The organism is Streptomyces achromogenes (genome assembly GCF_030816715.1).
Classification (GTDB): Bacteria; Actinomycetota; Actinomycetes; order Streptomycetales; family Streptomycetaceae; genus Streptomyces; species Streptomyces achromogenes_A.
On sequence record NZ_JAUSYH010000001.1, the window covers coordinates 4,298,867 to 4,325,416 of the forward strand.

The following is a 26,550-nucleotide window of genomic DNA, read 5'->3' on the forward strand; positions in this document are numbered from 1 at the left end:
GTCAGCCTAACGGGCGGAGGACGCGGCGCTTTGTGCGGGCTTCCGAAGAGCGGGGGAGTCCGGGCTTGTGCGTTCCTCCAGCCGACCGCTAGTCGTTGGTGAACTCCTCCACCACCGTCGCGCCCAGCTCGCGCACGATCAGTTCATATCCGGAGAGGGCCGACTCGTTGAGGTCGGGGTCGTCGTCCTCCGGGGTGTCGTCCTCGGGGGCCACCGGCTCGGGGGCGGCCGGGCGGGACGGCGCGGGTCTGGAGGCGTCGGCCGCCGGCCCGGGAGGGGACGCCTGGCGAGCGGGACCGGCGGACGCGGCCGGCGCCGGCGACGCGGCCGCGGCCATCGCCGACGGCCCTGTCGAACCGCCGCCGCCGTAGCCGCCCGGACCACCGGAGCCGCCGTGCGCACCGGCGTTGCCGGAGCCGCCGTAACCGCCGGGGGCACCGCCCGCGGCACCGCCGCCTCCACCGCCACCGCCGAATCCGCCGCCGAACCCTCCGGCGGGCGGGGGCGCCGAACCGCCGGACGGGTCGACGACCGCATCGATCTTCCACTGCACGTTGAACTGCTCGGACAACGCCTGCCGCAGCACGTCCTCGCTGCCGCTGCTCGCGAAGTTGTCCCGGGCGCCGGCACTGACGAAGCCGATCTGCAGTGTCGTGCCGTCGAACCCGGCGACGTGGGCGTTCTGGCTGAGCAGGATCCAGGTGAACCGACGGCGGTTCTTGACCGCGTCCAGGATGTTCGGCCAGAGCATCCGGGGGTCCGGGCCGCCGGCGGGCGGCGCGTAGCCGCCGGGCGCGGTGGCCGGTGCGGGCGGCGCGGCCGGGGTGCCTGCCGGAGCGGCCGAGGCGGCCGGGGCGTTCGCCGCCGGTGCCGCCGGAGGACGACCGCCGCCCCCCGCGGGCGTGGCGGTGGGCCAGCCGCCGGGCCGACGCCCGCTGCCCGCCGCGGTGGCGGTCGGCCAGGCGCCGGGAGCGGACTGGACGGGAGCCGCCTCCGCGGGCGGCGCGGCCGTATCCGGAGCCGATGCCGGAGCAGCAGGCTGGACGGCGGGGGCAGGGGCGGCGGCAGCGGCGGGCGGGGCCGGTGTCGCGGCCGGGCCGGACTGAACGGGCGCCGGCCCGAAACCGCCGCCCCCCTGCCCAGGCCCCTGCGGCTGTGCCTGCCCAGGTCCCTGTCCCGGGCCCTGCGGCTGTCCCGGTGCCTGCCCCTGGCCCCGGACGGCCGCACGGGCCGCCGCGGCCCCGCCGCCGTGCACCTCCGGCCCCGGCACATACCCCATGGCCGGTGTCGTGGGCGGCATCGGCGACGCCGCTGTCTGCATGACGGGTGCGCCCTGCGCCGCCGCCTGCACCCCGCGCTCGATGCGGTCGAGGCGTGCCATGACCGATCGTTCGTCCCCGTAGGCGGCGGGCAGCATCACGCGCGCGCAGATCAGCTCGAGCTGGAGACGGGGCGAGGTGGCGCCGCGCATCTCCGTGAGGCCCTCGTTGACGAGGTCGGCGGCACGGCTCAGCTCGGCGGCGCCGAAGACGCCGGCCTGGGCCTGCATGCGCTCGATGACGTCGACCGGGGCGTCGATCAGCCCCTTCTCCGCAGCGTCCGGGACGGCCGCGAGGATGACGAGGTCCCGCAACCGCTCCAGCAGGTCGGCGACGAACCGCCGCGGATCGTTTCCCCCCTCGATGATCCGGTCCACGACCTCGAAGGCGGCGGCCCCGTCGCCGGTGGCGAAGGCCTCGACCACGGAGTCGAGCAGCGAGCTCTCCGTGTACCCGAGGAGGGAGGTGGCCATGGCGTACGTCACACCGGCGTCGCCGGCGCCGGCGAGCAGCTGGTCCATGACGGACATGGAGTCACGCACCGACCCCGCGCCGGAGCGCACGACGAGCGGCAGCACGCCGTCCTCGACGGGAATGCCCTCCTGCCCGCACACCTCGCCGAGGTACTCCCGCAGGGTCCCCGGGGGCACGAGGCGGAACGGGTAGTGATGCGTACGGGACCGGATGGTCCCGATGACCTTCTCGGGCTCAGTGGTGGCGAAGATGAACTTCAGATGCTCCGGCGGCTCCTCGACGACCTTGAGGAGCGCGTTGAAGCCGGCCGACGTGACCATGTGGGCCTCGTCGATGATGTAGATCTTGTAGCGGCTGCGGGCCGGCCCGAAGAAGGCCTTTTCCCGCAGGTCACGCGCATCGTCCACACCGCCGTGCGAAGCGGCGTCGATCTCGATGACGTCGATGGATCCCGGCCCGTTCCTGGCCAGGTCCTTGCACGACTCGCACTCCCCGCAGGGGGTCGGCGTGGGGCCCTGCTCGCAGTTCAGGCACCGGGCCAGGATCCGCGCGCTGGTGGTCTTCCCGCAGCCACGCGGCCCGCTGAACAGGTACGCGTGATTGACCCGGTTGTTCCGCAGCGCCTGCTGCAGCGGGTCGGTGACATGCTCCTGCCCGATGACCTCGGCGAACGACTCCGGGCGGTAGCGGCGGTACAGCGCGAGGGAAGACACGCATACGAGGTTATAGGCGACCACCGACATCGGACCCACGCCCGGTCCCGCCGCCCACCCGCCCCGACCCGGCCCGACCCGGGCCCCGGGAACACAAGCGCCCCCCACGCACCCGCCAGAGCCGACCTACCCTTGCTGCCTTCCGGCCCTGGGGGAGTTCAGTCAGATAGCGCCGCGTGAGGGGCTCCGCACAGGCTACAGGATCCGAGCGGGGGGAACGAGTTCGCGAGCACTCCTCAACGTCTTGTATTGTTTGCCGCGGAGGATTCGCCTAGTGGCCTAGGGCGCACGCTTGGAAAGCGTGTTGGGGGCAACCCCTCACGAGTTCGAATCTCGTATCCTCCGCCAGTGCCTCACCGGGCACGATGTCGAAGGGCCCCACCGTTCGCGGTGGGGCCCTTCGTCGTTGTCCGTCTCGGTTTCCGTCTCAGTTTCCGTCTCCGTTCGTCTCTGAGTCCGTTTCCGGGAGCTCCCAGAGAGCGTCGCCGACTTGCTGCGCGACTTTGCGGAGCATGGTCGCCGTCACCTGCGTGTAGCGGGCGTGCATGCGGGCCGCTCCCCGGGCTCCCGGCCCGTGATCGAGTCGATCACGACGTCCGGGACACCGAGGATCAGGAGGACGGTCGCGGCGGTGTCGCGAGCGTCATGGAGACGGCCGTCCCGTACGCCCGCGTCCCTCAGGAGTCGCTTCCAGACGCGGAAGTCGGTGTTGGGGCTCAGCGGTCCGCCGACCGGCGAGGCGAAGACGTACCCCTTGGCCTCCCGGTCGGCACCGGCCGCGATCCGCTCCCGCTCCTGGGCCTCCTGGTGCTGACGGAGAATCTTGATCAGCGGATCGGGCAGGCCGATGGTGCGCCGGCCCGCGCGAGACTTGGTGGACTTGTGCTCGCGGCCGCGTCTGCTCCTTCTGAGGGCAGTAGCCCGCCTTCCGGCCGTACGGGTTGGCACCGCAGCCGTCGGCTTACCTGGGGCGCAGCCGGTTCTTACTGATGCGGACGTACCCCGTGTCGAGGTCGACGTCCTCCCAGTGCAGCCCCACGAGCTGGCCCGCTGGCCGCCCCACCGACGACCCTGGAACATGGTATCGAGAGAGATAGTATCTCTGCCGATACTATCCCTCTCGGGAGGCTTGCCATGCGTCGCTTCATCGGGCGGAATCGCGAACTGAACGTGCTCGACACCGCCTTGCGGGCGGTCCACGATGCCGTCGGGTCGGCGAAACCGGGGCAATGCGTCCTCATGCGGGGAAGACGGCGAGTCGGCAAGTCCAGCCTCGTCGAGGAGTTCCTCCGGCGTACCGGGACGCCGTACCTCTTTTTCACCGCTGCGGGCGGCACGGCGGAGGACGAACTGACGGAGCTGCTCGACGCCGTCGCCAGATCCAACCTGCCGGAGCGGGAACTGTTCACCGAGGAGACCCCGGCGCAGTGGAACGCGGCCTTGAGGCTCCTTGCGGAGATGCTTCCCGACGACACCCCGAGCGTGGTGGTCATCGACGAGGTTCCGTATCTCATGGACCGCATCGACGCCTTCGAGGGCATGCTCCAGCGGGCATGGGACCGGCTGCTCAGCCGAAAGCCGGTACTTCTCCTCCTGGTCGGGTCCGATCTGTCGATGATGGAGGCGCTGAACAGCTACGCACGTCCTTTTCACCAGCGGGGGCGGGAAATGATCGTCGGGCCCCTGAACCCCGCCGACATCGGCGAGATGCTCGGCCTGTCTCCGGCGGCCGCGTTCGACGCCGCGCTGGTCACGGGGGGTCTCCCCCTGATCTGCGCGGAGTGGCAGGCCGGGGCCGACGTCTGGGAGTTCCTCCGCGACTCGCTGGACAACCCCATCTCGGCCCTGCTGGTCTCCGCCGAACGCTCACTGGCCGCGGAGTTTCCGCCACAGGCGATGAGCAGGGAGGTACTGCGGGCCATCGGATCCGGGGAACGGACCTTCACCAACATCGCGCGCGCGGCCGGCGGCATCGCCCACACCACTCTCACCCGAGCTACCCACGTGCTGACCGAGAAACGGGTCGTGGCCGCCGAACTTCCCCTCTCCCTGAGGCCGTCGAAGGAACGCCGCTACCGGGTGGCAGACCCTTACCTGCGGTTCTGGCTCGCGTTTCTGGATCCGCACATGGCGGAGATCGAACGGATGCGGGGGGATCTCACGCTGAGCCGCATCCAGGAGCAGTGGACGAGCTGGCGGGGCCGCGCCATCGAGCCCCTGGTGCGGGAATCCCTCGCCCGCCTCCTGCCGGACGGGCTCCTGCCTGCCGCCCCGGCGATCGGCGGGTACTGGACCCGCAGCAACGACATCGAAATCGACTTGGTGGGCGCCGACCGGCAACCGGTGGCCAAGCAGTTGCTCTTCCTCGGCTCGGTCAAGTGGCTGGAGAACTCCCCGTTCGACAGCCACGACCTGACCGCACTGCAGAAGCACCGGGCAGCGATCACCGACGAGCCGGTACCCCTCGTGGCGGTCTCCCGCAACGGGGTCGGTTGTTCCGGCCTTCAGGCGGTGTACGGCCCCGAGGAACTGCTCAACTCATGGCGCAGGGCATGAGCAGGAACCGAGGGCTAGGTTGCAGTTCTGGTTGCATTCGCCGCTGTTCAGCACGGTCCGCTACCTGCCCCCAACCCCATTCCCCTGCAGCCCTCCGTAGCCCAGGCCACTGAGCCTCAGCCCGCCCCAGGCGCCACCCCGCCCCAGGCCCCTCCCCTGCTCGCCAAGGCGGCCGCCGAACTGGTCGGCACCGCGGCACTCGTAGCGGTCGTGGTCGGCTCCGGCATCCAGGCCACCGAGCTGACGAAGGACGTCGGCCTCCAGCTGGGCATTCAGCGGGTGGTGGGACCGCGGCACTCGTCGAGCCCGGCCATGCGCTCATCGGGCCGACCGGACGGTGGGTTCCCTTGGCTGCCGGTGGCCTTCAGGCTGCGACCGGCGCGATCGTCAGCAGCTTGCCCATCGCGGCCAGCACGGACGGCTCGACGCGGTAGTAGACCCAGGTGCCGCGCCGCTCGGAGGTGAGCAGGCCGGCCTCCCTGAGCTTCTTCAGGTGGTGGGAGACGGTCGGCTGGGAGACGCCGACGTCGGAGATGTCGCACACGCACGCCTCGCCGCCCTCGTGGGAGGCGACCGCCGTGAACAGCCGCAGTCGCACCGGGTCGCCGAGTGCCTTGAACATCCGCGCGGCCGTCTCGGCCTCCTCCGCGGAGAACGGCCGCTCGGTGAGTGGCGGGCAGCACGGCACCACTGCGTCGGACTCGGACTCGATCAGCGGCAGCGCCTCGGTGTTCGACATGCATCTATGTTGACACATGTCGAATCAGAAGGCCGAAGGGCTGCGGATTCGATGGATGTCTATGTTGACGCTTGTCGATACAGATGCCATCCTGATGGCACAGAACATCGACAAACGTCGAAACAAAGGGGAACCTCGTGAACGCGCCCACCACCGACCAGCTGCCCGTCGTAGTCATCGGCGCCGGTCCCGTCGGCCTGGCTGCCGCCGCCCACCTGGTCGAGCGCGGCCTCGACCCGCTGGTCCTGGAAGCCGGCCCGTCCGCTGGCACGGCCGTACGCGACTGGGCGCACGTCCGCCTCTTCTCTCCGTGGGCCGAGGTCACCTCCCCGGCCGCCGAGAAGCTCCTCGCCCCCACCGGCTGGGTCCGCCCGGACGGCGCCTACCCCACCGGCGGCGACTGGGCCGAGCAGTACCTCCAGCCGCTCGCCGATGTCCTCGGCGACAAGGTCCGCTACGGCGCCACGGTCACTGGCGTCGCCCGCGCCGGACGCGACCGCATCGTCGACGCCGACCGCGACGAGCAGCCCTTCACCGTGCACCTCGAGCTCGCCGACGGACGCGAGGAGCGGATCAGCGCCCGCGCCGTCATCGACGCCTCCGGTACCTGGTCCATCCCCGGCCCGCTCGGCGCCGACGGCCTGCCCGCCCTGGGCGAGAAAGCGGCGGCCGACCGCGTCTCCTACCGAGTCCCCGACCTCAGGGACCCGGCTGTCCGCGCCCGTTACGCGGGCAAGCGCACCGCAGTCGTCGGCTCCGGCGCCTCCGCCTTCACCGCGCTCGCATACCTGGCCGACCTGGCCGAGGAAGAGGCGGGCACGCACGCGGCATGGGTCCTGCGCCGCGGCATCGGCGCGAACACGTACGGCGGCGGCGAAGCCGACCAGCTGCCCGCCCGCGGCGCCCTGGGCCTGGCCGCGAAGGCCGCGGTCGAGAACGGCCACGCCAGCGCTGTCACCGGCTTCCGCACCCGAGCAGTCGAGCGTGACGGCGACCGGCTCATCCTGGTCGCGGAGGACGGCCGCCGCATCGACCCGGTCGACGAGGTCATCGTCCTGACCGGCTTCCGCCCGGACCTGTCCTTTCTCTCCGAGGTCCGGCTCGGCCTCGACGAGCGCCTCCAGGCACCGACCGTGCTGGCCCCGCTCATCGACCCGAACATCCACTCCTGCGGCACCGTCTACCCGCACGGTGCCACCGAACTGTCCCACCCGGAGCAGGACGTCTACCTGGTCGGAATGAAGTCCTACGGCCGCGCCCCCACGTTCCTCGCGCTCACCGGCTACGAGCAGGTCCGCTCCATCGCGGCGGCGATCGCCGGAGACCGGGAAGCCGCGGAGCGTGTCGAACTGACCCTGCCGGAGACCGGGGTGTGCAGCGGTGGGGGCCTGCTGGAGGAGCCCGACGCCGCCCAGAGCGTCGAGGGTGGCGGCTGCTGTGCAGCTCCGGCCGCCCTTCAGATCGGCATCGGTGCCCCGGCCGCTACCACCGGCGGCTGCTGATCGCCTTACTCATCAAGGAGGTTCACCATGTCCCGCGTACAACTCGCGCTCCGTGTCCCCGACCTGAACGCCTCCATCGCCTTCTACAGCAAGCTCTTCGGCACCGGGCCCGCCAAACTCCGCGACGGCTACGCCAACTTCGCCATCACCGAGCCCCCGCTCAAGCTCGTCCTGATCGAAGGCACGGCGGAAGAGACAACCCGCCTGGACCACCTCGGCGTCGAGGTCGAATCGACAGAGAGCGTGCATGCCGCCGCCGCCCGCCTGAGCGAGACCGGCCTGGCCACCACCGAGGAGAACGACACCACCTGTTGCTACGCCCTCCAGGACAAGGTCTGGGTCCACGGCCCCGGCCAGGAGCCCTGGGAGGTGTATGTCGTCAAGGCCGACGCCGGCACCCTGGCCGAGCAGGGCAGCACCTGCTGCGCCGAACGGGCCGACACTGAGGCGAAGGAACCGGCCGCAGCGAGCGGCTGCTGCTGATCCGCCGATGCCCCGCCTCCACACCAGCGAGGCCGCGACCGGAGCGGGGGACCAGTCGCGCTGCGGGCACCCTGGCCGCCGGCACCTGCTACTCGTACATCTTCGTGTGGCCGATGCCGAGGCGGCGGGCGGCCTCCTCGACGGTGAGTCCGACGAGGGTGGGGGCAGCCCCCCGTCGAGGACGCCGGGTCGCCGCAGTGCACGGATGCCTGTGCACAGACGACTGTGTGGGCATGCCACAGGAACCCGGCGCCGACACATCCCCAGAGGCGCAACGCACCCCCGTCGCACCCGTAGAACTCGGTGATCTCGCCGCGCTCAGGGCACTCGCCCACCCACGCCGTCAGCGGGCGGTTCCCGGCGACCGGCGTTTCCCGCCGGGCAGTCGGCGGAGTCCTGAGGTGCGGCATGTCGTGGACGCGCTGGACCACCCTGCGTACGCAGCCGGCCTGGAACTGTTCGAGCGGGCCTTCGCAGACAACACCGGAGAGGCCGATCCCTCATGATGCTGCGCTACGCCCTGAAGACCGTCCGCGCACGCAAGGCGGGCTTCCTCGGCGCCTTCCTCGCCCTGATGTGCGCGGCCGCCCTGATCACCGCGTGCGGCACGCTCCTCGAGACGGGGCTGCGCGGCACCATTCGGACCGAGCGCTACGCCGCGGCACCGGTTGTGGTCTCCGCCGACCAGAACGTCCACCAGAGCACCGTCAAGCGGAAGAAGGGCAAGACCAAGGTCAAGCACAAGGCGAAACCCGTCGCAGAGCGCGCCTGGCTCCCGGCCGGCATCGGACGCACCCTGGCCGGCACGCCCGGCGTTGCCCGCGTCATCCCCGAACTCACCTTCATGGCCGAGCCGTTGACAGCGAACGGCACCGGCGGAAGGACCGCCCACGGGCACGCCTGGGAGTCCGCCGCGCTGACGCCGTACCGGCTCACCGCCGGCACAGCCCCCACGGCCGCCACCGATGTCGTCGTCGACCGCTACCTCGCCGAGCGCGCCCGTCTCGAACCCGGTGACCGCCTCACCGTCCAGTCGAGCAAGGCGCCGCGCTCCTACCGCGTCTCCGGCATCGCCGCCCCTGCCACAGCCGTTCGCCATCAGACGTCCCTCTTCTTCTCCACGGCCGAGGCCCGTCGTCTCGCCGCCCGCCCCGGGCAGGTCACCGCGTTCGGTGTGATCGCGGACGCGGGCACCGATCCGGGCCGGCTGCGGGATGCCGTGTCCGAGGCTCTCCGCGGCACCGGGGCCCAGGTCGGCTCCGGAGACGACCGTGGCCCGGTGGAGTTCCTGGACGCCGCTGCGGCGCGCACCAAGCTGGTCAGCATGGGCGGTGCGATGGGCGGCACCTCGCTGCTCGTGGCGATCCTCGTGGTCGTAGGGACGTTCGCGCTCTCCGTCCAGCAGCGTCTGCGCGAACTCGCCCTGCTCCGCGCCGTCGCCGCCACCTCCGGGCAGATCCGCAGGCTCCTCGGTCGGGAGGCCCTGATCGTCGGAGCGGGCGCGGGCACGGCCGGGGCCCTGGCGGGTCTTCCGTTGGGGGGTTGGCTGCACGGCAGGTTCGTCGCCCTGGGCGCGGTGCCCGACACGCTGCAGCACACCGTCGGCGTGTTCCCGCCGCTCGCGGCCGTCACCGCGACCCTGTTCGGGGCCTGGGCCGCCGCCCGGATCGCCTCACGCCGGGTGGCCCGGATCCGTCCGGCCGAGGCGCTCGCCGAGGCCCGGGCCGAACGCACCCGGCCCGCCTGGGGCCGTCTTCTCGCCGGTCTGCTGCTGCTCGCCGGGGGCGCCGTCCTCGTAGCCCTGCTCAGCGTCCTGCACACCGAGCCCGCCTCGACCCCGGTGACGTTCCTCGCCGTCGTCGTCCTGTCCACCTCCGTCGCCCTGCTCGGGCCGCTGCTGGTCACAGCAGCCGCCCTCCTCCTCACCGGCCCGCTGCGCCTGACCGGCCCCGGCGGCAGGCTCGCCACCGCCAACCTCCGCGGCAACGCCGCCCGCATGGCCTCCGTCGTCACTCCCCTCACACTGCTCATCGGCATGACCTGCACGGTGCTGTTCGTGCAACCCACCCTCGGCGACGCGGCCCGTGCCCAGACCCGTGAGGGCATCCGCGCCGACTGGGTGGTCGCCGCCCGGGGGCCCGGTGTCCCGTCCGAGGCGGCACGGCAGCTGCGTACGGAGCACGCCGTCGTCACCGAGGTGGTCCCTACGACCGTCCGGGTCGGCCTCGACAAGTACGCGGCCCAGGGAGTCACCCCCGCCGGCCTCGCCCGCACCTGGGACCCGGGCGTCACCGCCGGGTCCCTCGGCGGGCTCACCGAGCACACCGTCGCTGTCAGCGAACTGGCCGCGGACCGGCTCCACCTGAAACCCGGAAGCCCCCTGAAGCTCACGCTCGGCGACGGCACGCCCGCCACGCTCACCGTCACCGCCGTCTACGCCAAGGGCCTCGGCTTCGGAGACCTCACGTTCGCGCACGACCTGCTCGCCCGCCACGTCGACAACCCGCTCTCTCGCTCCCTCCTCGTCGGCACGGACCGCACGCGGGCACAACTCGTGGCTGACCTGCGAGGGTTTCCGGGGCTCGAGGTTCTCTCCCCGGCCGCCGCCGACTCGCTCCGGGCGCAGCGCCGGCAGACCGACGCCGAGGTCGGCTTCCTCGCCATGGGGCTCGTGCTGGCCTTCACGGCCATCGCCGCGGTCAACACGCTCGCCATGTCGGTCTCGGAGCGCGTCCGGGAGTTCGCGCTGCTGCGGCTCGCGGGGGCGACCCGCCGGCAGGTGCTGCGCATGCTGCGCACCGAGGCCCTGTCGGTCCTCTTCCTCGCCACCGCCCTCGGCAGCGGCATCGCCCTGGCTGTCCTGACCTCGTTCAGCATCGGCATGACGGGCCGAGCCGCACCGGCGGTCACACCGCTCGTGTACGTCACGGTGGTCGCAGGAGCCGGACTCCTCGCGCTCGTCGCCACCGCCCTGCCCGGACGGGTGGCCCTGAGGGTCCGGGCGGTGACGGTGGCGACGGCCAAGGAATGAAGGACGCCCTGCGGAGCGCCGGGTCGCCGGCGCTGCGCGGCGCGGCCCGATGGGGCCCGACGGGGCTGGGCGTTCAGGGGGTGCGTTCGGCGAGGAGGGTGAGCTCGTCGAGGAAGGCCTCCGCCAGCAGTTCGGCGTCCTGGCTGCCCGAGTTGGTGGCGACGCTCAGCGTGTGACCCCGGGTGCAGCCGCCCAGCGCGAAGGTGGCCGTGTCGGCCGGGGGCACCATGGGGACGATGGTGAGGCGGCGCAACGGTCGTCCGGCCAGGGTCTGGCCCTGTTCGCGCAGGTGGACGTAGGAGCAGGCGGCCGGTGCGTACGCGGGCGCGAAGATCTTCCCGCCGGCCAGGGCCATGGTCGCCCCGGGCACCGCCGCGAGCGTGCCCTCGAACAGCTTCTCGGAGGTGCGCCGGGGCCGGGTGACCGGGGTCAGCAGACCGGTGCACGCGGTGAGCCGGGCCGCGGGGTCGGACAGGGTCACCGGCGCGGGCACGCGGACGTTGGCGAAGGCGTTGCCCAGGAACTCACCGCAGTCGTCAGGGCGTTCGTCGACCGGGACCGACAGCCAGACCGGCCCGGGCTCCCGCCCCCTCTCCCTCCGCCGACCCCGGTCGGCGTTGCGGGTCCGGTCGCCGATGCGGGGTCGGTCGCCGTCGGAGGCCGTCCCGGAGACGGAGACGGGAGGGTCGGTCTCCGCGGCGGACAGGCAGGAGCGCAGGACGCCCGAGACCGTCGCCAGGAACACCTCGTTGGTGGTCGCCGTGCGGGCGGGCGCGGCCTCGCGCGCGGCCCGCAGCACGTCGGCGCGCAGCCGCACGACCGTGTAGGCCGGCTCCCGCGCCCCCCGGTGCGGCAGGGGGACCGCGCGTCCCGCGGTGAGCAGCCCCGGCGGGCCCCCCACGGCCGGGGCCGGCCGGACCGTCCGTCGCCGGGGGCCCGGCACCGCCAGGGAGGCGGCGCCGTCCAGCGGGCCGCCGTCGTCGAACAGGGCCCGCAGCAGGGTCGTCAGCGAACGGCCGTCCAGCAGGCTGTGATGCATCCGGAAGAGGAGGGAGAACTCCCCCTCGGCGGAGCCCCGCAGCAGGTGCAGGCTCCACGGCGGCCGGCCGGCGGGGAACGGCGTGTGGAACCACAGCCGCACGGCGTCCCGCAGGGTGCCGTCCGCTTCGTCGACCTGCCGGCCCAGATCGTGGCCGTCCCGTCGCGCCCAGCGATGCCGGCCGGTCCACCAGGCGAGGCCCGTCCGGGGTCGGCCGGGGGCGACCAGCGTCTGGGTGAGCCGGGGCAGCGCCTTCCAGCGGTCGCCGACCAGCGCCCGCAGCTCGTCCAGCGTGGGCGGGACGCCCGTGAAATCCAGGGCGATCCCGGCGTTGGGCGGGCCGAAGGGCCAGCGGGCCATGCCTTCTTCCATCAAGGGCAGATGCGATCCGGGCATGAGACTGCTCCTGTCGTGGGCGTCCCCGGCGGGGGCCGCCCCGCGCGCGGGGCCGGCCATCGGAGGACGGGGTCCTGTCCCTCCAACGGCCGATCCGGGCGGCGGTCACGTCCTGCGCGGCCCGCGGGTGTCAACGCACGGCCGTGACGGCTCCCTGATGGGGTGACACTGCAGCAGGTTTGCGGACGCGGACCGTGTCGGAGCACCTTTAATCGGGATCCTGCGTCCGCCTTCGGGCACGCCGTTCCTTGTTCCCCGTCCACCGCCCCGGCCCCGCGCCGGACAGGAGTTGTCTGTCGTGCCTGGTCCTCAACCGCATCCCGCGCACATCGCCGTGTTCAACGTTCCGATGCACGGGCACGTCAATCCGACGCTGGGGGTCGTCGAGGAGCTCGTACGGCGGGGGCACCGGGTCACGTACGCCGTCACCGAGGAGTTCGTGCACCAGGTGAAGGCGGCCGGAGCCGAGCCCGTGCTCTACCCGGACGCCGGGGACGGCTCGGAGGCGCCGGAGGAGATGGGCGAGGGGTTCGCCCGGGTCGTCGACACCGCGCTGGCCTCGCTTCCCGCCCTGACCCGGGCGTTCGACCGGGACCGTCCGGACCTGGTGCTGTGCGACGTCTACGCCTTCGCCGGACTGCTGCTGGGGGCGAGCCGGCAGACGCCCGTCGTGGTGGCGTCCCCCACCCATCTGGCCTACGACGGCATCGTCCCCGAGTTCTTCGGCGTGCCCGGGCTGCCCCAGATCCCGGGCTTCGGGAAGCTGACGGCCGCCTTCGCGGAGCACGGGGTGGACAGCGCGCGGATCCTCGAGCTCGTGCACCCCGAGCACGCCGTCGCGTTCTTCCCCCGCGCCTTCCAGCGCAGGGCGGACACCGTCGCGGCACGCGACGTCGCGTATGTCGGACCCGCGCTCGGCGACCGCTCCTACCAGGGTTCCTGGCAGCCCCCGCGGCCGGACCTGCCGGTCCTGCTGGTGTCGCTGGGCTCCCAGTTCACCCGGCGGCCGGACTTCTACCGGTCCTGTGTCCAGGCCTTCGCGGAGCTGCCCTGGCATGTGGTGATGTCCGTCGGCCACGCCGTCGCGCCGGACGAGCTGGGGCCCCTCCCGGACACCGTCGAAGTCCATCCGCACGTGCCCCAGCTGGCTGTGCTCGCCCACGCGGACGCCTTCGTCACCCACGCCGGGATGGGCGGCACGATGGATGCGCTGCACTACGGCGTGCCGCTGGTGGCGGTGCCGCAGATGGCCGAGCAGCGGGTCAACGCCGCCCGGATCGAACAGCTCCGGCTCGGCGTCCATCTGCCCCGCGAGACCGTCACGCCCGAGGCGCTGCGCGAGGCCGTCCTGCGGGTGTCGTCCGACCGGGACGTGCGGGCGGGCGTGGCAGCCATGCGCCGGGAGATCACAGATGCCGGCGGGGCGGGCGCCGCGGCCGACCTGATCGAGCGGGCCCTGTAGACCGCGGCCGACCTGATCGAACGGGCCCTGTAGACCGCGGTCGCCGAGACCCGTCCACCACGGGGCCGCGGTCGTCGCCGGGGCCCGCCGTCCCGGCAGCCGCGGCGCCGGGACCACACGCCGGCCCGGGAGGCCGGGACCCTGTTCCGAGGAGCGACCCCTTGAGCCACGCCCTGGCGTCCGACGTCCGCCGCACGAGCACCGCGCGCCCTCCCCACGACGCGCCGGACCGCCGGCCGCACCTGTATCTCCGGCAGGTCCGCATGAGCGACCTGGACTCCATGCAGCATGTGAACAACGCACGGTTGCTCGAGATGATCCAGGACGCCCACATCGACCTGTTCTACCTGCGCCCCGGGCTGCCCGGGCAGGAGATCCGCCCGCGGTTCGTGTACGCGCGCCACGAGCTCGACTACACCGAGCCGCTCGTGCTGGAGCCCGAGCCGGTCACCATCGTCACCACCATCGGCGACCTGCGCCGCTCGTCCTTCCGGGTCACCAGCCGCGTCACCCGTGACGCGCGGGTGTTCTGCACCTGCGTCAGCACGGCCGTCGCGTACGACCCCGACGCGCGCCGCTCGCGCCGCCTCGAGGAGGAGGAACTCGCCCTGGCGGCCCGCCACGCCACTCCGGAGCCGGGGCGCTGACCTCGGGTGCGCCCCGGGCGGCGCCGGGGGCGCCGGGGGCGCCGGGCGGCCTCAGCGCTCGACGCGGACCGGCTTCGTCACGCTCACCTGGTCGACCTCCGACACCCGCACGGTCACCTTCATCTCCCAGTCTCCGGGAATGGGCAGGTTGACGGCCTCGGCGGCCCAGTAGCCGCCCTTGTCGGTGACCTTGGCGTCGAGGGGGCCGACGTCCTGGTCCGGGAGGGTGAAGGAGATGCGCAGTTCGGGCACGCTGACGAAGCCGCCGTCGGGGCCGTAGACCACGGCCTGCACGTTGTTGTCGCCGACCCGCCCCGGGTCGAGGGTGACCTGCGCCTTGCCCCGGACGTTGCTGACGCCCGGTGAGCCGAAGGAGAAGGGGACGTCGACCACGGAGGCCACGGGCAGTCCGATGCCCTGCCCGGCCGCCGCCTCGCTCGCCGCCTCGGCCGCCGCCCGGCCCGGCAGGGTGCCGGTGAGGACGGTCGTCAGGACGAGCACGACGACCGCGACGGCGACCTCGACCAGCACGGACCGCCGCAGCGACCGCCGCGGGTCGACCGGCGTGCGGGTGGGGGCGAAGGTGCGGGTGGGGGCGGCGGTGCGGGGCGATCCGGCGGGGGAGTCGTCGGCGGACGGTGCGTCGGCCGGGGGCGCGGCCTCCTTCGGGTCGCTGTCGGTGGGACGGCTTCCCGTGTCGTCGTCGGCCTGGGGCCGGTCCGTGCCGGAGTCGGCGACGGCCCGGTGGGGGGCGCGGTCGGCGTCGGCGTCGGCCGCCACGGCCGCCCGTCCTCCCACGGGTTGCGGCACCCGGGCGTCCCTCTTCGCGGTCGCCTCCCTGACCGCGGCCGCCTCGGTCGTTACGGTCGCCTCGGTCGCCTCGGTCGTCACGTTCCCCGGTGTCGTCGCCGTGCTCACCGCGTCGGCCGTCTTCGTCGCCGGCTTCGCCGTCTTCGTCGCCGACACCGCCGTCGCGTCGCGGACCGTCCGGCGCGACCATGCCCCCGCCATCAGCAGGAGCGTCACCGCGGCGAGCTTCGCGAGCAGGACCCGGCCGTACGTCGTGTCCGTCAGCGCGGACGTGGAGCCGAGACCGCGCCAGGACTGGTAGACGCCGGTGACCACCAGGACGACGACCGAGAGGCCGGCCGTCCGGGAGAAACGGGTGACCACGTACGAGGGGACGGAGGCGCGGTGGAGCAGGGTGAGGAGGGCCGTCAGACCGCCCAGCCAGGCCGCCATCGCCAGCAGGTGGAGCACCGAGGACGTCATCGCCGCCGGGACCTGGATGCCGGCCGACGCGTGCTCCGCGGCGGCCCAGGTCAGGGTCAGGGCCACGGCCAGCGCGCCGCCGGTCACGAGCGAAGCGCGCGAGGGCCGCTCCCCCCGGGGGAGCGCGCGCTGCCGCAGGAGCAGCGCCGCGACCGCCGCCAGCAGGACGAGCCGCGCCACCAGGGCCAAACCGGGACGGGTGCCCAGGGTGCGGGTCAGGCCCGAGAGGTCCAGGGCCTGCGCCGGGCCGGCGCCGGTCTCGTAGGGGGCGCGGAGCAGGAGCAGGAACACCGTCGATCCGGCGAGCGCCCACCAGCCGGCCAGCAGCAGCCTGCGCAGTGGGCGGACGTCCGGCGGGCCGCAGACGGCGACGAAGACGCCGGTGCCGATGAGGAGGGCGGCGGCGAGGTAGGCGAGGTAGCGGCCGATGTTGAACAGACCGCTGGTGGCCGGGTCCTCCACGGAGGTGCTGGGCAGGACCGGCGGGACGGCGGACGGCTTGCCCACGGAGAAGGTGAAGGCGCCGGCGATCGGGTGGCTGTCGGCGGACACCACGCGCCAGGCCACCGTGAACGTGCCGGTGCCGAGACTGCGGGGCAGGGTGACGCGCGCGGTGTCGGCGCGGCCGTCGGCGTGCCCCGCCCGTCCCGTCTTCACCCGCTGGTTGTCCGGGTCGAAGACGCGGAAGGAGTCGTCGAGCAGGCCCACCGACTCGGTGAAGGTGAGGGTGATCGAGCCGGGGGACGTCTTGACGACGCTTCCGTCCACCGGATCGGCGCTGCGGAGGGCCGCGTGAGCCGAGGCCGGTCCGGCGCCGAGGCCGAGCAGGACGAGCACGGCGCCCACCAGCACCAGCCCCCGCAGCCGGCGCCGTCGACCGGCCGGCGGCACACCGTCGAACCGCCCTCCGCCGAACCACGCGCGGCGGGAGCGGCCGAGGGGGCCGCCGCCCGGTCCGCCGTCGGGTCCGGGGCCGGGCCCGTCGCCGTGCCGGCCCTGGGGTCGCCCGCCATCGCGCCCTTCGCTCACGTCACCGCTCCGTCTTGCTCGAGACTCGAGACCCGCGTACTCCCGTACTTGCGGATACGTACGCGTGCAAGGGCCATCCGGTTCACCACGAGGCCTTACGGGGTGGGCCGGGCCGTCACGCGGGGAAGGCTACCTCCCGGCGCAGAAACGCCAGCCGGGCCTTCTTCTCGGGCAGATACACGTCCGGCAGGTCGATCTCGGGCAGGGTGACGACCGGGCCCGCCTCGAAACCCTGCCGCAGGAAGCGGGCGATCGCCTTCTCGTTGCGCACGTCGGGGTCCACCACGACCCGCGGCCGGTCGAGGCCCAGCAGCACGTACGAGGCGAGCACGCCCATCAGCGCCGACGACCAGCCGCTCCGCGCGCCCCGCGCACCCGCCGGCGCGAGGAGCAGATGGATGCCGAGGTCGCCGGCGGCCACCTCGTAGCAGTCACCGACCCGGTCCGCGGCCGGCTCGTAGGTCTGGAAGAGGGCGACCGGGACGCCGTCCAGCTCGACCAGGAACGCGTGGTGGGTGTCGAGGCCGTCCATGTGCGCGTAGATGTCGGCGACCTGGTCCCGCGTCAGGCCGTTCATGCCCCAGAACGCGGCCCGCTCCTCGCGGACCCACCCGTGGACGACGTCCGCGTCGGCCTCGGCGTCGAGGGGACGGATGCCGACGACGCCCAACCCGCCGACCGTCTGCCGGTGGACGTACGGAGGTGCGGGGATGTGGTGGGGGGCGTCCCCGGGGGCGTGCTGAGGCGCGGGACCGCGTGCGCCCTCCGGCGCCGAGGAGTCGTCCGCCAGTACGGAACGGTCGTACCCCGCTGCGGAACGGTCAGCCATGGTCGCTCTCCTTCGTCAGCTGCGCCCAGTCGGTGACGACGGGAGCCAGCTCGCCCTCGAGCCACAAGGGGAGCTGATCGTGGTGATGGGGATGTCCGGGAACGCCGGACGCGCCGTGCGGGACGACCCACAGGCTGTCCTCGCGCCGGGCCAGGTCCCACACGTAGCGGGCGGCGGGACCGCGGGCGGCGAGATCGGTCGCGCCGGGCACGGACGAGGTGCACAGCACGCAGTCGTGGTCGCCCGCGAGGGCCGGTCCCCGGTACGAGGGGTCGGGCAGGGCCCGCCAGGGGGCGAGGCGGTGGGTGTCGCCCCAGGGGGCGGCCGGCTGCCCGGCCGTCTCCTCGAGGGCCTCCCGCACCAGCCGCTGCCGGTCGACGCCGTACAACTCCTCGGCGCGCAGCAGGTGTTCGAGGGCGAAGCCGATCCGCGGGAGGAGCGCCAGCCAGGGCAGGAGGACGTCCGGGTAGGCGGGCGGGGCCGTCAGGGCGGCGAAGGCGGGATGCGCGGCGAGTCGGCGGACGACGGCGCCGCGGAGGGCGGCGTACCGGCCGGCGTCCTCGCTGTCGGCGTCCATCCGGCGGTCCCAGCGCAGCAGCCGCTCGCGGAGTGCGGCGGCCGGGCCGGTCAGGCCGTCGAGCGCGGACACGCGTTCCAGCAGGGGCTCGGCGGAGGCGAGACGGGTGTCCGTGTGGACGGCCCGCATGTCGGACGCGGACCACTGCCGCCGGCCTGCCAGCATCGTCCGGATGCGGTCGGCGCGATGCGGCGCGGCGAACTCGACGCCCAGCCGCGCCGCCGGACCGCGCTGGTTGGCCATCACCGCGACGCCGTCGGTCACTCCAGCGCGGGGCGTCTCGTGCCAGCCGGTCCACTCGTGGCCGGGTTCCCATGCGGGCACGACGCGGGTGCCATTGGCCGTGGCACGGCGCGGCACCCGGCCCGCGACCCGGTGCAGCAGACCGCCCTCGGTGTCGGCGGCCTGTACGACGTTGACGGGCTCGACCCACTGGTCGAAGGCCCGGTCCACGTCGGCGACCCGGCGGGCCCGCAGCAGCGGGAGCAGGGTTTGGAAGCCGAGGTCGGAGGTGACCCGGGGCGGACAGCGCAGGCTCACCGCGAGCGGAGGGGTACCGGGGGAGGCATGGGCGCCGGGGGCCTCGGGGGCGCCAGGTGTTGGGGGGGTGCCGGGGGCTCGGTCACGTGAGCCGGGGGTGCCGTCGAGGCCCTCCGGTCCTCCGGCGATCACCGGACCCCGCTCGGTCTCGAGCACCTCCACCTCGACGGACTCCTCCCCCGCCACCCGCACGAGTTCGGTGTGCCGGGCCACCGGCCGCCAGCAGCCGTCCGGGCCGAGCGCCTCGACGCCGGTGCCGGTGCCGGTGCGGCGCAGGCGTTCGCGGTAGAGATCCTGGTAGTCGGCCATGGCGTTGGTGATGGCCCAGGCGACCGTGCCGGTGTGCCCGAAGTGCGCGATGCCGGGGACTCCGGGGACCGCGAGTCCGACGACGTCGAACTCGTCGCAGGCCAGGCGGATCTGCTGGTACACGCCGGGGTCCTCGACGAACCGGTGCGGGTCGCCGGCGATGACCGGCTGCCCGGTGACCGTGCGGTCGCCGCTCACCAGCCAGCCGTTGCTGCCGGAGGTGCCGGGCCCGTCCGTGGCGAACAGCCCGACCGCCTCGGGGCCGAGGTGCCGGGCGGCCTCCTCGCGCCACAGCTTGGCGGGGAACCCGGCGAACAGGAGGTGCGTGGCCAGCCAGACGGCCAGCGGCGTCCAGGGTTCCCAGCGGCCGGGCGCGAGGCCGACGCGCGCGAATTCGGGGGCGAGGCCGCAGGCATGGCCGGCGCGTGCCGTCTCCCGCAGGCCCTCGTTGACGCCGTCGACGTACGCGCGCGTCCAGTCGGCCGTCTCGGGGTCACGCCCGGCCAGGTCGTCGAAGCAGCGTCGCGCGGTGTCGTCGAGGCGGGCGCGGCGCACGAGCAGGTCCCAGGAGAGGGCGTCCGGTCCGAGGAACGACGCCGAGGAGCCCCGCGCGCGGTGCCGTTCGACCTCGAGCTGCCAGGCGCGGTCCCGTGCGGTCACCAGTCCCTGGAGGCGGGCGAGCGATCGGGCGTCGTCGGCGCGCAGATGCGGGACGCCCCACGCGTCGCGGTAGATCTCGGTGGTCACCCTGCGTCCCAGCTTCCCATAAGGTTAGGCTTTCCTAAGTACTCGCGGCGGAATCGTACGTGAAGGGTGAAGAAGGAATGGCACAGGGGCGGGGCTGGGAGGGCGCGGTCCTCAAGTTGATGCGGGCGAAGGACTTCACCCTCACCGTGACGGCCGCGGAGGACGTCACCGGCGACTACCGGCGGCTGCGTCTGTCGGACGGCGGACTGCTCGCCGCCACCGGCGTCCACCCGACGATGTGGGTGCGGCTCTGGTTCGACAACGCGGGCCGGCCGCATCAGCGCGCCTACACGCTGGTCGACCCCGACCCGGCGTCCGGCGCCTTCAGCCTGGAGTTCGCCCTGCACGAGGGCGCCGCCAGCGACTGGGCCAGGGCGGCGAAGCCCGGCGACACCGTCGAGGCGACCGTCCAGGGCACCGGCTTCGCGCCGCCCGCACCGGCTCCCTCGCACGTCTTCGTCATCGGCGACCCGGCCTCGCTGCCCGCCGTCAACTCGCTGCTCGGCGAGGGCGAGGGCGCGCTCGGCTCCGCACCGGCCACCGTCTGGTTCGAGGGCGAGGCCGACGGCCTGCCCTTCCGGACCGACCCCGCCCGCCACGAGATACGGCACGTGCCCCGGCGCGACGCCGGCGCGGAGCTGGTCGAGCGGGTCAGGGCCGAGCTGCCCGGACTGCTGCGGGCCACACCCGATCCGTACGTCTGGATCGCCTGCGACACCCACACCACCAGGACGCTGTCGGCGTACCTGCGCAAGGAGCTGGGCGTCCCGAAGGAGCGGGTGCACGCCCTGGGGTACTGGCGCGCGGACTGACCGCCCAGGCGGGATCATCGACCCATGGACGTCACCCTTCACCTCTCCCAGGATGCCGAGGCCGACGAGCTCCTCGGGCGGTCCCCGCTCGCCGCGCTGGTCGGGATGCTGCTGGACCAGCAGGTCCCGATGGAGTGGGCGTTCAAGGGCCCCCGGACGATCGCCGACCGGCTCGGCGCCGACGACCTGGACGCGCAGGACATCGCCGTCCAGGACCCGGAGGCCTTCGCCGCGCTGCTCTCCGACAAGCCGGCGGTGCACCGCTACCCCGGTTCCATGGCCAAGCGCATCCAGCAGCTCTGCCAGTACCTCGTCGAGCACTACGACGGGGACGCAGCCGCCGTCTGGAAGGACGCCGACACCGGCAAGGAGCTGCTCCGGCGTCTCGAGGAGCTGCCCGGGTTCGGGCGGCAGAAGGCGCAGATCTTTCTCGCGCTGCTGGGCAAACAGCTCGGCGTGCGGCCCACGGGCTGGCGGGAGGCGGCCGGCCCCTACGGGGAGCCGGAGTCCTTCCGGTCCGTCGCCGACATCACCGGCCCGGAGTCGCTGGGCAAGGTCCGGGCGCACAAACAGGAGATGAAGGCGGCGGCGAAGGCCGCCAAGGCCGGGAAAGCCGGGAAGGCAGGAAAAGCGGGGAAACAGGTCGAGCAACAGGAACCGACCGACTGACCCGCCCGCTGCCCCCGGTCCTACCCGTGGTCCTGGTCCTGCCCCTGTCCTGCCCCTGTCCTGCCCCTGGTCCTGGTCCTGGTCCTGGTCGGCGGTAACGCTTTCGCCCCCCGCATCCCTGCTCCGAACAGGTGATTCTCCCGCCCGGCGTGCTGAACGCCGGGCGTGTCGCGGGGAGATGACCTCCCATGAGCACCACACGAAGGCACCCCCGCAGCCACACCTGGCTGCGCGTGCTCGTCGTGCTCCTCGCCCTGCTCGCGCCGGCCGCTCCCGCCGGGTCCGCCGAGCCGGCCGCGCCGCCGGCCGCCGCCTCGGAGATCGTCGAGTACGACGTCCTCGACACGCCGCTGCGCCCGGCCTCCTGTGGTCACCGCCCCGCCGCCCCGCTGCGGCCGGCCCCCCTCCCACCGGGCGGCCCACCGACCCGGCCGCCCTCCTCGCCGCCACCGTCCTCACACACCCCGCACCGCCCGCACCTCTTGTCCGCCCTGCGCACGGTGGTCCTGCGCTGCTGACCGACGCCGTCCCCCGGACCCGTCAGCAAGCACCCCTGCACCCTGCGAGGAATCACCATGCCCACAGACCCGTACGCCGTCCTGCGCGCCCTGCTCCGCGCGGAAGCCGCACGCAGCGCTCCCAAGCCCCCCGCCCAGCAACCGGCCCACCCGCAGCAGCCTTTGCGGAAGCGGGAACGGTAGCGGTAGCGGTAGCGGAGATCACCGATGGGGAGCCGGGTCCGGGGGCACCCAGGAAACAGCGGGACGGGAATGGCCCCCGTCCCCGGCCCCGGCCACCTCTGAGCCCGGCCCTGTCAGGCCCCGACCCGCCCCCGTCAGGGGCTAACGCCTTCTGCGGGTCGTCCCGAAGAGGGAACGGGTGATCTCCCGGCCTAGCTGGGTCCCGACCGAGCAGGCCGGCGACTTGAAGATCCCGCTGCCCACCACCTGTTCCACGACGGAGGGGTCGCGCTCGGCCACGCCAGGAGGGGTCGCGCTCGGCCACGCCAGGGGCGGGGGCGGGGCCTTCTTCGTCGCCGCCGGGGTGTTCCCGCCGGGCGGCCGGGCGGCGGCGGACAGCTTCTCGAACGCCGACTCTCTGTCCACAGCCTGTGCATACCGCCCGTACAGCGCGACTGATCAGGCCGAGCGACTGCTCCTGCGTCCGGTTCAGCTGGAGCACCTTGGACAGCAGCACCGGCCCGAAACCGGTGACGGTGGCCCGCAGCGGGACGCCGTGCCCGAGGCCGCCGAGGGCGTAGAACTCGGCGGGGAAACCCGTTGCCGTCCATTTCTGGCCGACTTCCGCCGCCCGCCCTCGCATTCGGTCGTTCGCCTCCCCAGGTGCCGAGACCGCCGACGGATCGCCCTTGACGTCGGCCAGGAACACCCGGCACTCCCTGCGCCGAGAGCTGTTCGGCGATCAGCTGGAGCGTCTTGGTCTTCCCGGTGCCGGTGGCGCCGGCGACCCGACCGTGCCTGTTCAGCATGGGGAGGGGGATGCGGACCGGGGCCTCGGGCAGACATTTCCCGCCTCCCACAGCAGGGCGCCGAGGTCGAGGGCGGGTCCGCTGAAGGCGTAGCCGGCGGCGATGTCACCGGCGCGCGTCGACTCGCTCATCGTCAGCTCCTCGTTCCCTTTTCCCCCCGTTCATCACGTCTTTTCCAGCGTCGCACTCCGTCGCCATGGCTGCGCCCGGAACGTCGGGACCGGTAGGCTTTCCGTGTGATCTTCAAGCGCATCGGAAACGGCCGGCCGTACCCCGACCACGGCCGGGAAAGCACCCGGCAGTGGGCGGACGTCGCGCCGCGCCCGGTCCGCCTCGATCAGCTGGTGACCACCAAGCAGCAGCTCGACCTGGAAACCCTGCTCGCGGAGGACTCCACCTTCTACGGCGACCTGTTCGCGCACGTCGTGAAGTGGCAGGGCGACCTGTACCTGGAGGACGGACTGCACCGCGCGGTGCGGGCGGCGCTCCAGCAGAGACAGGTGCTCCACGCCCGCGTGCTCGAGCTGGACTGAGCCCCGCCGGGCCGTCGCCCGGGCCTCCGCCATGCCGCGGCCGGGTGTTCGTCGGACCCTGCCCGGACCGTCGTCAGGCTCCTTCGGGCCGCCGTCGGACCGTCGTGGGGGCCGCGACGAGGCCTGGGGCGACCTCCGGATTGACCCTTTCGGGTTCTTTCTCACGCCCCGCGCGGTGTCGGATGATCGTTTATTAGTCACGGCTGCCCGGGCGCACTACGCTGCGCCCATGAGCATGCTGACTCCCCCCGGCATGGGCGGCAAGTACCGGATCACGGGGGACAAATACCCCCGCATGCGCCCCCATCGTCGACGCGGCCGGCTTGCCGTCGTGGTCGTCGCCTGCGGCGCCGTCCTCGGCGTGGCCGGCTGGGGCACCCTGCAGCTCATCGACGTCTTCACGGGCGGCGGGGGCACCGCGACGGCGGCGGACGGCTGCTCGAAGAACACGACGAAGGCGGGCCCCGCGGCCTCCGCCTCCCCGTCCGCGGCCCCGAGCGGCGGCGCCGGTGCGGGCACGGCAGCCGGAGCGGGCGCGGTGCCCGGTGCGGTGCCCAAGCCCGCGCAGATCACGGTGAACGTCTTCAACGCCACCACCCGCAGCGGCCTCGCGAAGACGACCGCGGACGAGCTGAAGAGACGCGGCTTCAAGATCGGCGAAGTGGGCAACGCCGCCAAGCAGTACGACAAGAAGGTCCCCGGGACCGGGATGCTGCTCGGGCCCGCGTCCTCGCTCAACACCTCGCTGCCGGTCCTCGCGACGCAGCTCGGCACCGCAGAGCGCCGCACCGACGCCGCCCGCAAGGGCACGGCGGTCGACCTGATCATCGGCAACGGCTTCAAGGCGCTGACCGGCCAGGCGGAGGCGACCAAGGCCCTGGCGGCGCTGGCCGCCCCGCACCCGACGGCAGGCGCCACCACCAAGAAGAGGTGCTGACGGCCGAAGAAGGGCTGCCGACGGCCGGCTCACCGGCCGTCGGCACGTCCGGACGCTACTCCGCCGCCCCGTACAGGCGGTCTCCCGCGTCGCCGAGGCCCGGGACGATGTAGCCGTGCTCGTTGAGGTGGTCGTCGACCGCCGCCGTGACGACGGTGACCGGAGAGCCCGCGAGCTCCCGCTCCATGATCTGCACGCCCTCCGGCGCGGCGAGCAGCACCACGGCCGTGACGTCGTCGGCGCCGCGGCGGATCAGCTCGCGGATCGCGGCGACCAGCGTGCCGCCGGTGGCCAGCATCGGGTCCAGGACGTACACCTGGCGGCCGGAGAGGTCCTCCGGCATACGCGTGGCGTACGTGGACGCCTCCAGCGTCTCCTCGTTGCGGATCATGCCGAGGAAGCCCACCTCCGCCGTCGGCAGCAGCCGGACCATGCCGTCCAGCATGCCGAGGCCCGCGCGCAGGATCGGCACGACCAGCGGACGCGGGTAGGAGAGCTTGACGCCGGTGGTCGAGGCGACCGGCGTCTTGATGTCGACCTGTTCGGTGCGCACGTCCCGCGTGGCCTCGTAGGCGAGCAGGGTGACCAGCTCGTCGGCCAGCCGGCGGAAGGTCGCGGAGTCGGTGCGCTGGTCGCGCAGCGTGGTGAGTTTGTGGGCGACCAGAGGGTGGTCGACGACGTGGAGACGCATGTCGACAACAGTAACCGGGGCCGTCCTGCCCGGCGTCCCCACACTCGGTGAACCTTTCCCCCGGACTTTCCCCGGACTTCCCCGGACTTCCCGGACTTTCCCCGGCTTCGGCCGTTCGCTGGCACGGCACCGGCCGTCGGAGGGAAAGTGGGAGGCAGGTATGGAGACGGACCGGGGTACCCGGGGTGGTGTGCTGATGCCTGACCTGCCCGACCCGACCGACGGCGACTCGCCGACGAGGCCTCCCGAGACCGACGCGGAGCGCCGCCGGCGCCGCGCCCGGTTTCTGCGCGAGCTGGCGGAGGCCCGTGAACTGCGCGACCGGGTCCAGCCGCGACGCGCCAAGACCGCCCGCCTGCGCCACGCGATGCGGATGCGCACGTTCCGCTGGTAGACCCGGCCGTGCGGCGTAGCGGACTTGGGGCATACGGGGAAGATCACCACCGTCACGGGTGTCCCGCGGGTGCCGCACGGGCAGGCGTGCGTGGGCGCACGGGAAAGCCGCGTACGATCCGCTCGTGGCGGCAACGAGCGCGCTGGTGAGTCGCTCACGGACGTGACCACGGAGGTGACCGCGGACGTGCGATCAAAACCACCGAACACAGGGAGCCGAAGACGTCCCCTGGACGCCTTGTTTCTGCCACGATTCCGAGTGGGCGGGGCTCGGAGCCGAGCTCTCCGCCCGTAACCTCCGCCGGGGGGACCCCCAACCGGCACGCCTAGGACCAGTGGGAGAGTCACGGTGTACTTCGCCGCACTGCTCGCGCGCACCGAAGACGGGTGGGAAGCGAGCGACACAGAGCTCGACGATGTGGAGACCCTGTCGGATCTGGCCGACCTGGCCCGGGAGGCCTCCCCGGACGAGGACACGGTGCTCGTGCTGATCGAGCAGGAGGACTCGTGGTTCGGGGTCGTCCGCATCGACGGCGAGGAGGATCCTCGCATCTTCGTCTCCGACGCCGCTGCCGCCGCCCGCAGCTCGTACGGCGAGATCCTGCTCACCGACGAACTGCTCGGAAGGGATCCGGATGACGTCGACCTGGACGCCCTGGATCTCGACGGCACCGAGGACGGTGAAGACGAGGACGAGGGCTCCGACGGGGCCACGAGCGGCGGCTCCGCGGAGGCCGTGCCGCACGGCCCGGTCGGCGACGCCGGGATCCTCGACGACCTCGGCGTCACCGAGAAGGAGCTGAGGGCGCTGTCCGACGACGCGCTCACCGAGATCGCCGACGCCCTGGGCGCGTCGGCGGTCCTGGAGACGGTCCGCTGACCGCACCGGAGGCGCCGGCCGACCCCGTACGCGACCGCTGGCGGACCGCGATGCGGCTCGCCCTGGACGAGGCCCGGCTGGCCGCCCGGGGCGGAGACGTCCCGGTCGGCGCCGTGGTGCTGGCTCCTGACGGCACCACGGTCCTCGCCAGAGGCCACAACGAACGCGAGGCCGGCGGCGATCCGACGGCCCACGCGGAGGTGCTCGCCGTCCGGCGGGCGGCCGAGGCGACCGGCGCGTGGCGGCTGTCCGGCTGCACGCTCGTCGTGACCCTCGAACCGTGCACGATGTGCGCGGGCGCCCTCGTGCAGTCGCGGGTGGACCGGGTCGTCTACGGCGCCCGCGACGACAAGGCGGGTGCGGCCGGTTCCCTCTGGGACGTCGTCCGTGACCGACGGCTCAATCACCGGCCCGAGGTGATCGAGGGCGTGTTCGCGAAGGAGTGCGCGCAACTCCTCACGGACTTCTTCCGCGAGCGCTGA

At 73.3% G+C, this 26,550-nt stretch carries 25 protein-coding genes, 1 tRNA gene, 1 other RNA gene and 2 pseudogenes; 17 read left to right on the top strand and 12 right to left on the bottom strand.

The window, feature by feature from the left end; all coding sequences use genetic code 11:
- Nucleotides 1-88: 88 nt before the first annotated feature.
- A complete protein-coding gene (locus QF032_RS19240) occupies nt 89-2,506 on the bottom strand; it encodes a DNA polymerase III subunit gamma and tau (RefSeq protein ID WP_307056779.1) in 2,418 nt (805 codons plus the stop codon).
- Between the two features lie 90 nt (nt 2,507-2,596).
- Nucleotides 2,597-2,695: signal recognition particle sRNA small type (ffs, locus tag QF032_RS19245), an RNA gene on the bottom strand.
- A gap of 71 nt (nt 2,696-2,766) precedes the next feature.
- Here ffs and QF032_RS19250 point away from each other — a divergent pair.
- A tRNA-Ser gene (locus QF032_RS19250) sits at nt 2,767-2,854 on the top strand.
- Between the two features lie 174 nt (nt 2,855-3,028).
- Here QF032_RS19250 and QF032_RS19255 read toward each other — a convergent pair.
- Nucleotides 3,029-3,454: a tyrosine-type recombinase/integrase gene (locus tag QF032_RS19255; RefSeq protein WP_307044228.1), complete on the bottom strand. Its 426-nt coding sequence runs from the start codon at nt 3,452-3,454 to the stop codon at nt 3,029-3,031.
- Between the two features lie 186 nt (nt 3,455-3,640).
- Between QF032_RS19255 and QF032_RS19260 the strand changes: the two genes are divergently transcribed.
- Nucleotides 3,641-5,062 (top strand): ATP-binding protein, encoded by a 1,422-nt coding sequence (locus QF032_RS19260; RefSeq protein WP_307056782.1) that lies wholly within the window; start codon nt 3,641-3,643, stop codon nt 5,060-5,062.
- 78 nt (nt 5,063-5,140) lie between these two features.
- Nucleotides 5,141-5,329: pseudogene (locus tag QF032_RS19265) on the top strand (aquaporin family protein); the annotation flags it as partial.
- Nucleotides 5,330-5,426: 97 nt separating this feature from the next.
- Here QF032_RS19265 and QF032_RS19270 read toward each other — a convergent pair.
- A complete protein-coding gene (locus tag QF032_RS19270) occupies nt 5,427-5,801 on the bottom strand; it encodes an ArsR/SmtB family transcription factor (protein ID WP_307044231.1) in 375 nt (124 codons plus the stop codon).
- 137 nt (nt 5,802-5,938) lie between these two features.
- Between QF032_RS19270 and QF032_RS19275 the strand changes: the two genes are divergently transcribed.
- Nucleotides 5,939-7,303, top strand: coding sequence for an FAD-dependent oxidoreductase (locus tag QF032_RS19275; RefSeq protein ID WP_307044232.1), 1,365 nt, complete (start codon nt 5,939-5,941; stop codon nt 7,301-7,303).
- 27 nt (nt 7,304-7,330) lie between these two features.
- Nucleotides 7,331-7,786, top strand: a complete 456-nt coding sequence (locus tag QF032_RS19280; RefSeq protein WP_307044234.1) for an ArsI/CadI family heavy metal resistance metalloenzyme — start codon at nt 7,331-7,333, stop codon at nt 7,784-7,786.
- A gap of 88 nt (nt 7,787-7,874) precedes the next feature.
- Here the strand turns inward: QF032_RS19280 and QF032_RS19285 are convergent, their stop codons facing one another.
- Nucleotides 7,875-8,003 (bottom strand): hypothetical protein, encoded by a 129-nt coding sequence (locus tag QF032_RS19285; protein ID WP_307044236.1) that lies wholly within the window; start codon nt 8,001-8,003, stop codon nt 7,875-7,877.
- 285 nt (nt 8,004-8,288) lie between these two features.
- Between QF032_RS19285 and QF032_RS19290 the strand changes: the two genes are divergently transcribed.
- A complete protein-coding gene (locus QF032_RS19290) occupies nt 8,289-10,817 on the top strand; it encodes an ABC transporter permease (protein ID WP_307056784.1) in 2,529 nt (842 codons plus the stop codon).
- A gap of 73 nt (nt 10,818-10,890) precedes the next feature.
- On the opposite strand, the gene QF032_RS19295 is transcribed toward QF032_RS19290, so the two are convergent.
- On the bottom strand, nt 10,891-12,252 hold the full coding sequence (locus QF032_RS19295; RefSeq protein ID WP_307056785.1) for a wax ester/triacylglycerol synthase domain-containing protein: 1,362 nt from the start codon (nt 12,250-12,252) through the stop codon (nt 10,891-10,893).
- 298 nt (nt 12,253-12,550) lie between these two features.
- On the opposite strand from QF032_RS19295, the gene QF032_RS19300 reads away from it, so the two are divergent.
- Both QF032_RS19300 and QF032_RS19305 read left to right on the top strand, forming a co-directional pair.
- The gene (locus QF032_RS19300) at nt 12,551-13,714 is read left to right on the top strand and encodes a macrolide family glycosyltransferase (RefSeq protein ID WP_307056787.1); all 1,164 of its coding nucleotides are present in this window, start codon (nt 12,551-12,553) and stop codon (nt 13,712-13,714) included.
- Nucleotides 13,715-13,875: 161 nt separating this feature from the next.
- A complete protein-coding gene (locus tag QF032_RS19305; protein ID WP_307044244.1) occupies nt 13,876-14,361 on the top strand; it encodes an acyl-CoA thioesterase in 486 nt (161 codons plus the stop codon).
- A 51-nt stretch (nt 14,362-14,412) separates the two neighbouring features.
- Here the strand turns inward: QF032_RS19305 and QF032_RS19310 are convergent, their stop codons facing one another.
- The 3 genes from QF032_RS19310 to QF032_RS19320 form a co-directional block, all read right to left on the bottom strand.
- On the bottom strand, nt 14,413-16,662 hold the full coding sequence (locus tag QF032_RS19310) for a copper resistance CopC/CopD family protein (RefSeq protein WP_444875851.1): 2,250 nt from the start codon (nt 16,660-16,662) through the stop codon (nt 14,413-14,415).
- 115 nt (nt 16,663-16,777) lie between these two features.
- Nucleotides 16,778-17,491, bottom strand: a complete 714-nt coding sequence (locus QF032_RS19315; protein WP_307056789.1) for a GNAT family N-acetyltransferase — start codon at nt 17,489-17,491, stop codon at nt 16,778-16,780.
- Complete coding sequence (locus tag QF032_RS19320; RefSeq protein ID WP_307056791.1) at nt 17,484-19,664, bottom strand: penicillin acylase family protein; 2,181 nt, start codon at nt 19,662-19,664, stop codon at nt 17,484-17,486. The genes QF032_RS19315 and QF032_RS19320 overlap by 8 nt, the downstream gene beginning before the upstream one ends.
- A gap of 77 nt (nt 19,665-19,741) precedes the next feature.
- Between QF032_RS19320 and QF032_RS19325 the strand changes: the two genes are divergently transcribed.
- From QF032_RS19325 to QF032_RS19340, 4 genes are all read left to right on the top strand, one after another.
- Entirely contained in the window at nt 19,742-20,476 is a 735-nt protein-coding gene (locus QF032_RS19325) for a siderophore-interacting protein (protein WP_307044250.1), read from the top strand.
- A gap of 24 nt (nt 20,477-20,500) precedes the next feature.
- Complete coding sequence (locus QF032_RS19330) at nt 20,501-21,145, top strand: HhH-GPD-type base excision DNA repair protein (RefSeq protein ID WP_307056793.1); 645 nt, start codon at nt 20,501-20,503, stop codon at nt 21,143-21,145.
- 188 nt (nt 21,146-21,333) lie between these two features.
- On the top strand, nt 21,334-21,663 hold the full coding sequence (locus QF032_RS19335) for a hypothetical protein (RefSeq protein WP_307044253.1): 330 nt from the start codon (nt 21,334-21,336) through the stop codon (nt 21,661-21,663).
- 57 nt (nt 21,664-21,720) lie between these two features.
- Nucleotides 21,721-21,846, top strand: coding sequence for a hypothetical protein (locus QF032_RS19340; RefSeq protein ID WP_307044255.1), 126 nt, complete (start codon nt 21,721-21,723; stop codon nt 21,844-21,846).
- 141 nt (nt 21,847-21,987) lie between these two features.
- Here QF032_RS19340 and QF032_RS19345 read toward each other — a convergent pair whose 3' ends face one another.
- Nucleotides 21,988-22,251, bottom strand: a complete 264-nt coding sequence (locus tag QF032_RS19345) for a helicase HerA-like domain-containing protein (protein WP_307056794.1) — start codon at nt 22,249-22,251, stop codon at nt 21,988-21,990.
- A 31-nt stretch (nt 22,252-22,282) separates the two neighbouring features.
- Nucleotides 22,283-22,799, bottom strand: a pseudogene (locus QF032_RS19350) (helicase HerA-like domain-containing protein); the annotation flags it as partial.
- A gap of 71 nt (nt 22,800-22,870) precedes the next feature.
- On the opposite strand from QF032_RS19350, the gene QF032_RS19355 reads away from it, so the two are divergent.
- Nucleotides 22,871-23,167, top strand: coding sequence for a type II toxin-antitoxin system VapB family antitoxin (locus tag QF032_RS19355; RefSeq protein WP_004943146.1), 297 nt, complete (start codon nt 22,871-22,873; stop codon nt 23,165-23,167).
- A 253-nt stretch (nt 23,168-23,420) separates the two neighbouring features.
- Entirely contained in the window at nt 23,421-24,104 is a 684-nt protein-coding gene (locus tag QF032_RS19360; RefSeq protein ID WP_307050181.1) for a LytR C-terminal domain-containing protein, read from the top strand.
- A 55-nt stretch (nt 24,105-24,159) separates the two neighbouring features.
- On the opposite strand, the gene upp is transcribed toward QF032_RS19360, so the two are convergent.
- Nucleotides 24,160-24,795 carry a uracil phosphoribosyltransferase gene (upp, locus tag QF032_RS19365; protein ID WP_307044257.1) on the bottom strand — a complete coding sequence of 212 codons (636 nt, stop codon included), beginning with the start codon at nt 24,793-24,795 and terminating at the stop codon, nt 24,160-24,162.
- Between the two features lie 196 nt (nt 24,796-24,991).
- Between upp and QF032_RS19370 the strand changes: the two genes are divergently transcribed.
- The 3 genes from QF032_RS19370 (at nt 24,992) to tadA (ending at nt 26,550) form a co-directional block, all read left to right on the top strand.
- Complete coding sequence (locus QF032_RS19370) at nt 24,992-25,189, top strand: hypothetical protein (RefSeq protein WP_107105143.1); 198 nt, start codon at nt 24,992-24,994, stop codon at nt 25,187-25,189.
- Between the two features lie 348 nt (nt 25,190-25,537).
- On the top strand, nt 25,538-26,068 hold the full coding sequence (locus QF032_RS19375) for a tRNA adenosine deaminase-associated protein (RefSeq protein WP_307056795.1): 531 nt from the start codon (nt 25,538-25,540) through the stop codon (nt 26,066-26,068).
- A 50-nt stretch (nt 26,069-26,118) separates the two neighbouring features.
- A complete protein-coding gene (gene tadA, locus QF032_RS19380) occupies nt 26,119-26,550 on the top strand; it encodes a tRNA adenosine(34) deaminase TadA (RefSeq protein WP_307056797.1) in 432 nt (143 codons plus the stop codon).

Bases quoted from the DNA above. Each gene is read 5' to 3' on its own strand.
- QF032_RS19335 (WP_307044253.1), top strand. From the start codon at position 21,334: ATGAGCACCACACGAAGGCACCCCCGCAGCCACACCTGGCTGCGCGTG.
- upp (WP_307044257.1), bottom strand. From the start codon at position 24,795: ATGCGTCTCCACGTCGTCGACCACCCTCTGGTCGCCCACAAACTCACC.
- QF032_RS19295 (WP_307056785.1), bottom strand. From the start codon at position 12,252: ATGCCCGGATCGCATCTGCCCTTGATGGAAGAAGGCATGGCCCGCTGG.
- QF032_RS19370 (WP_107105143.1), top strand. From the start codon at position 24,992: ATGCCTGACCTGCCCGACCCGACCGACGGCGACTCGCCGACGAGGCCT.
- QF032_RS19330 (WP_307056793.1), top strand. From the start codon at position 20,501: ATGGACGTCACCCTTCACCTCTCCCAGGATGCCGAGGCCGACGAGCTC.
- QF032_RS19360 (WP_307050181.1), top strand. From the start codon at position 23,421: ATGGGCGGCAAGTACCGGATCACGGGGGACAAATACCCCCGCATGCGC.
- QF032_RS19290 (WP_307056784.1), top strand. From the start codon at position 8,289: ATGATGCTGCGCTACGCCCTGAAGACCGTCCGCGCACGCAAGGCGGGC.
- QF032_RS19280 (WP_307044234.1), top strand. From the start codon at position 7,331: ATGTCCCGCGTACAACTCGCGCTCCGTGTCCCCGACCTGAACGCCTCC.
- QF032_RS19340 (WP_307044255.1), top strand. From the start codon at position 21,721: ATGCCCACAGACCCGTACGCCGTCCTGCGCGCCCTGCTCCGCGCGGAA.
- tadA (WP_307056797.1), top strand. From the start codon at position 26,119: ATGCGGCTCGCCCTGGACGAGGCCCGGCTGGCCGCCCGGGGCGGAGAC.
- QF032_RS19315 (WP_307056789.1), bottom strand. From the start codon at position 17,491: ATGGCTGACCGTTCCGCAGCGGGGTACGACCGTTCCGTACTGGCGGAC.
- QF032_RS19270 (WP_307044231.1), bottom strand. From the start codon at position 5,801: ATGTCGAACACCGAGGCGCTGCCGCTGATCGAGTCCGAGTCCGACGCA.
- QF032_RS19260 (WP_307056782.1), top strand. From the start codon at position 3,641: ATGCGTCGCTTCATCGGGCGGAATCGCGAACTGAACGTGCTCGACACC.
- QF032_RS19325 (WP_307044250.1), top strand. From the start codon at position 19,742: ATGGCACAGGGGCGGGGCTGGGAGGGCGCGGTCCTCAAGTTGATGCGG.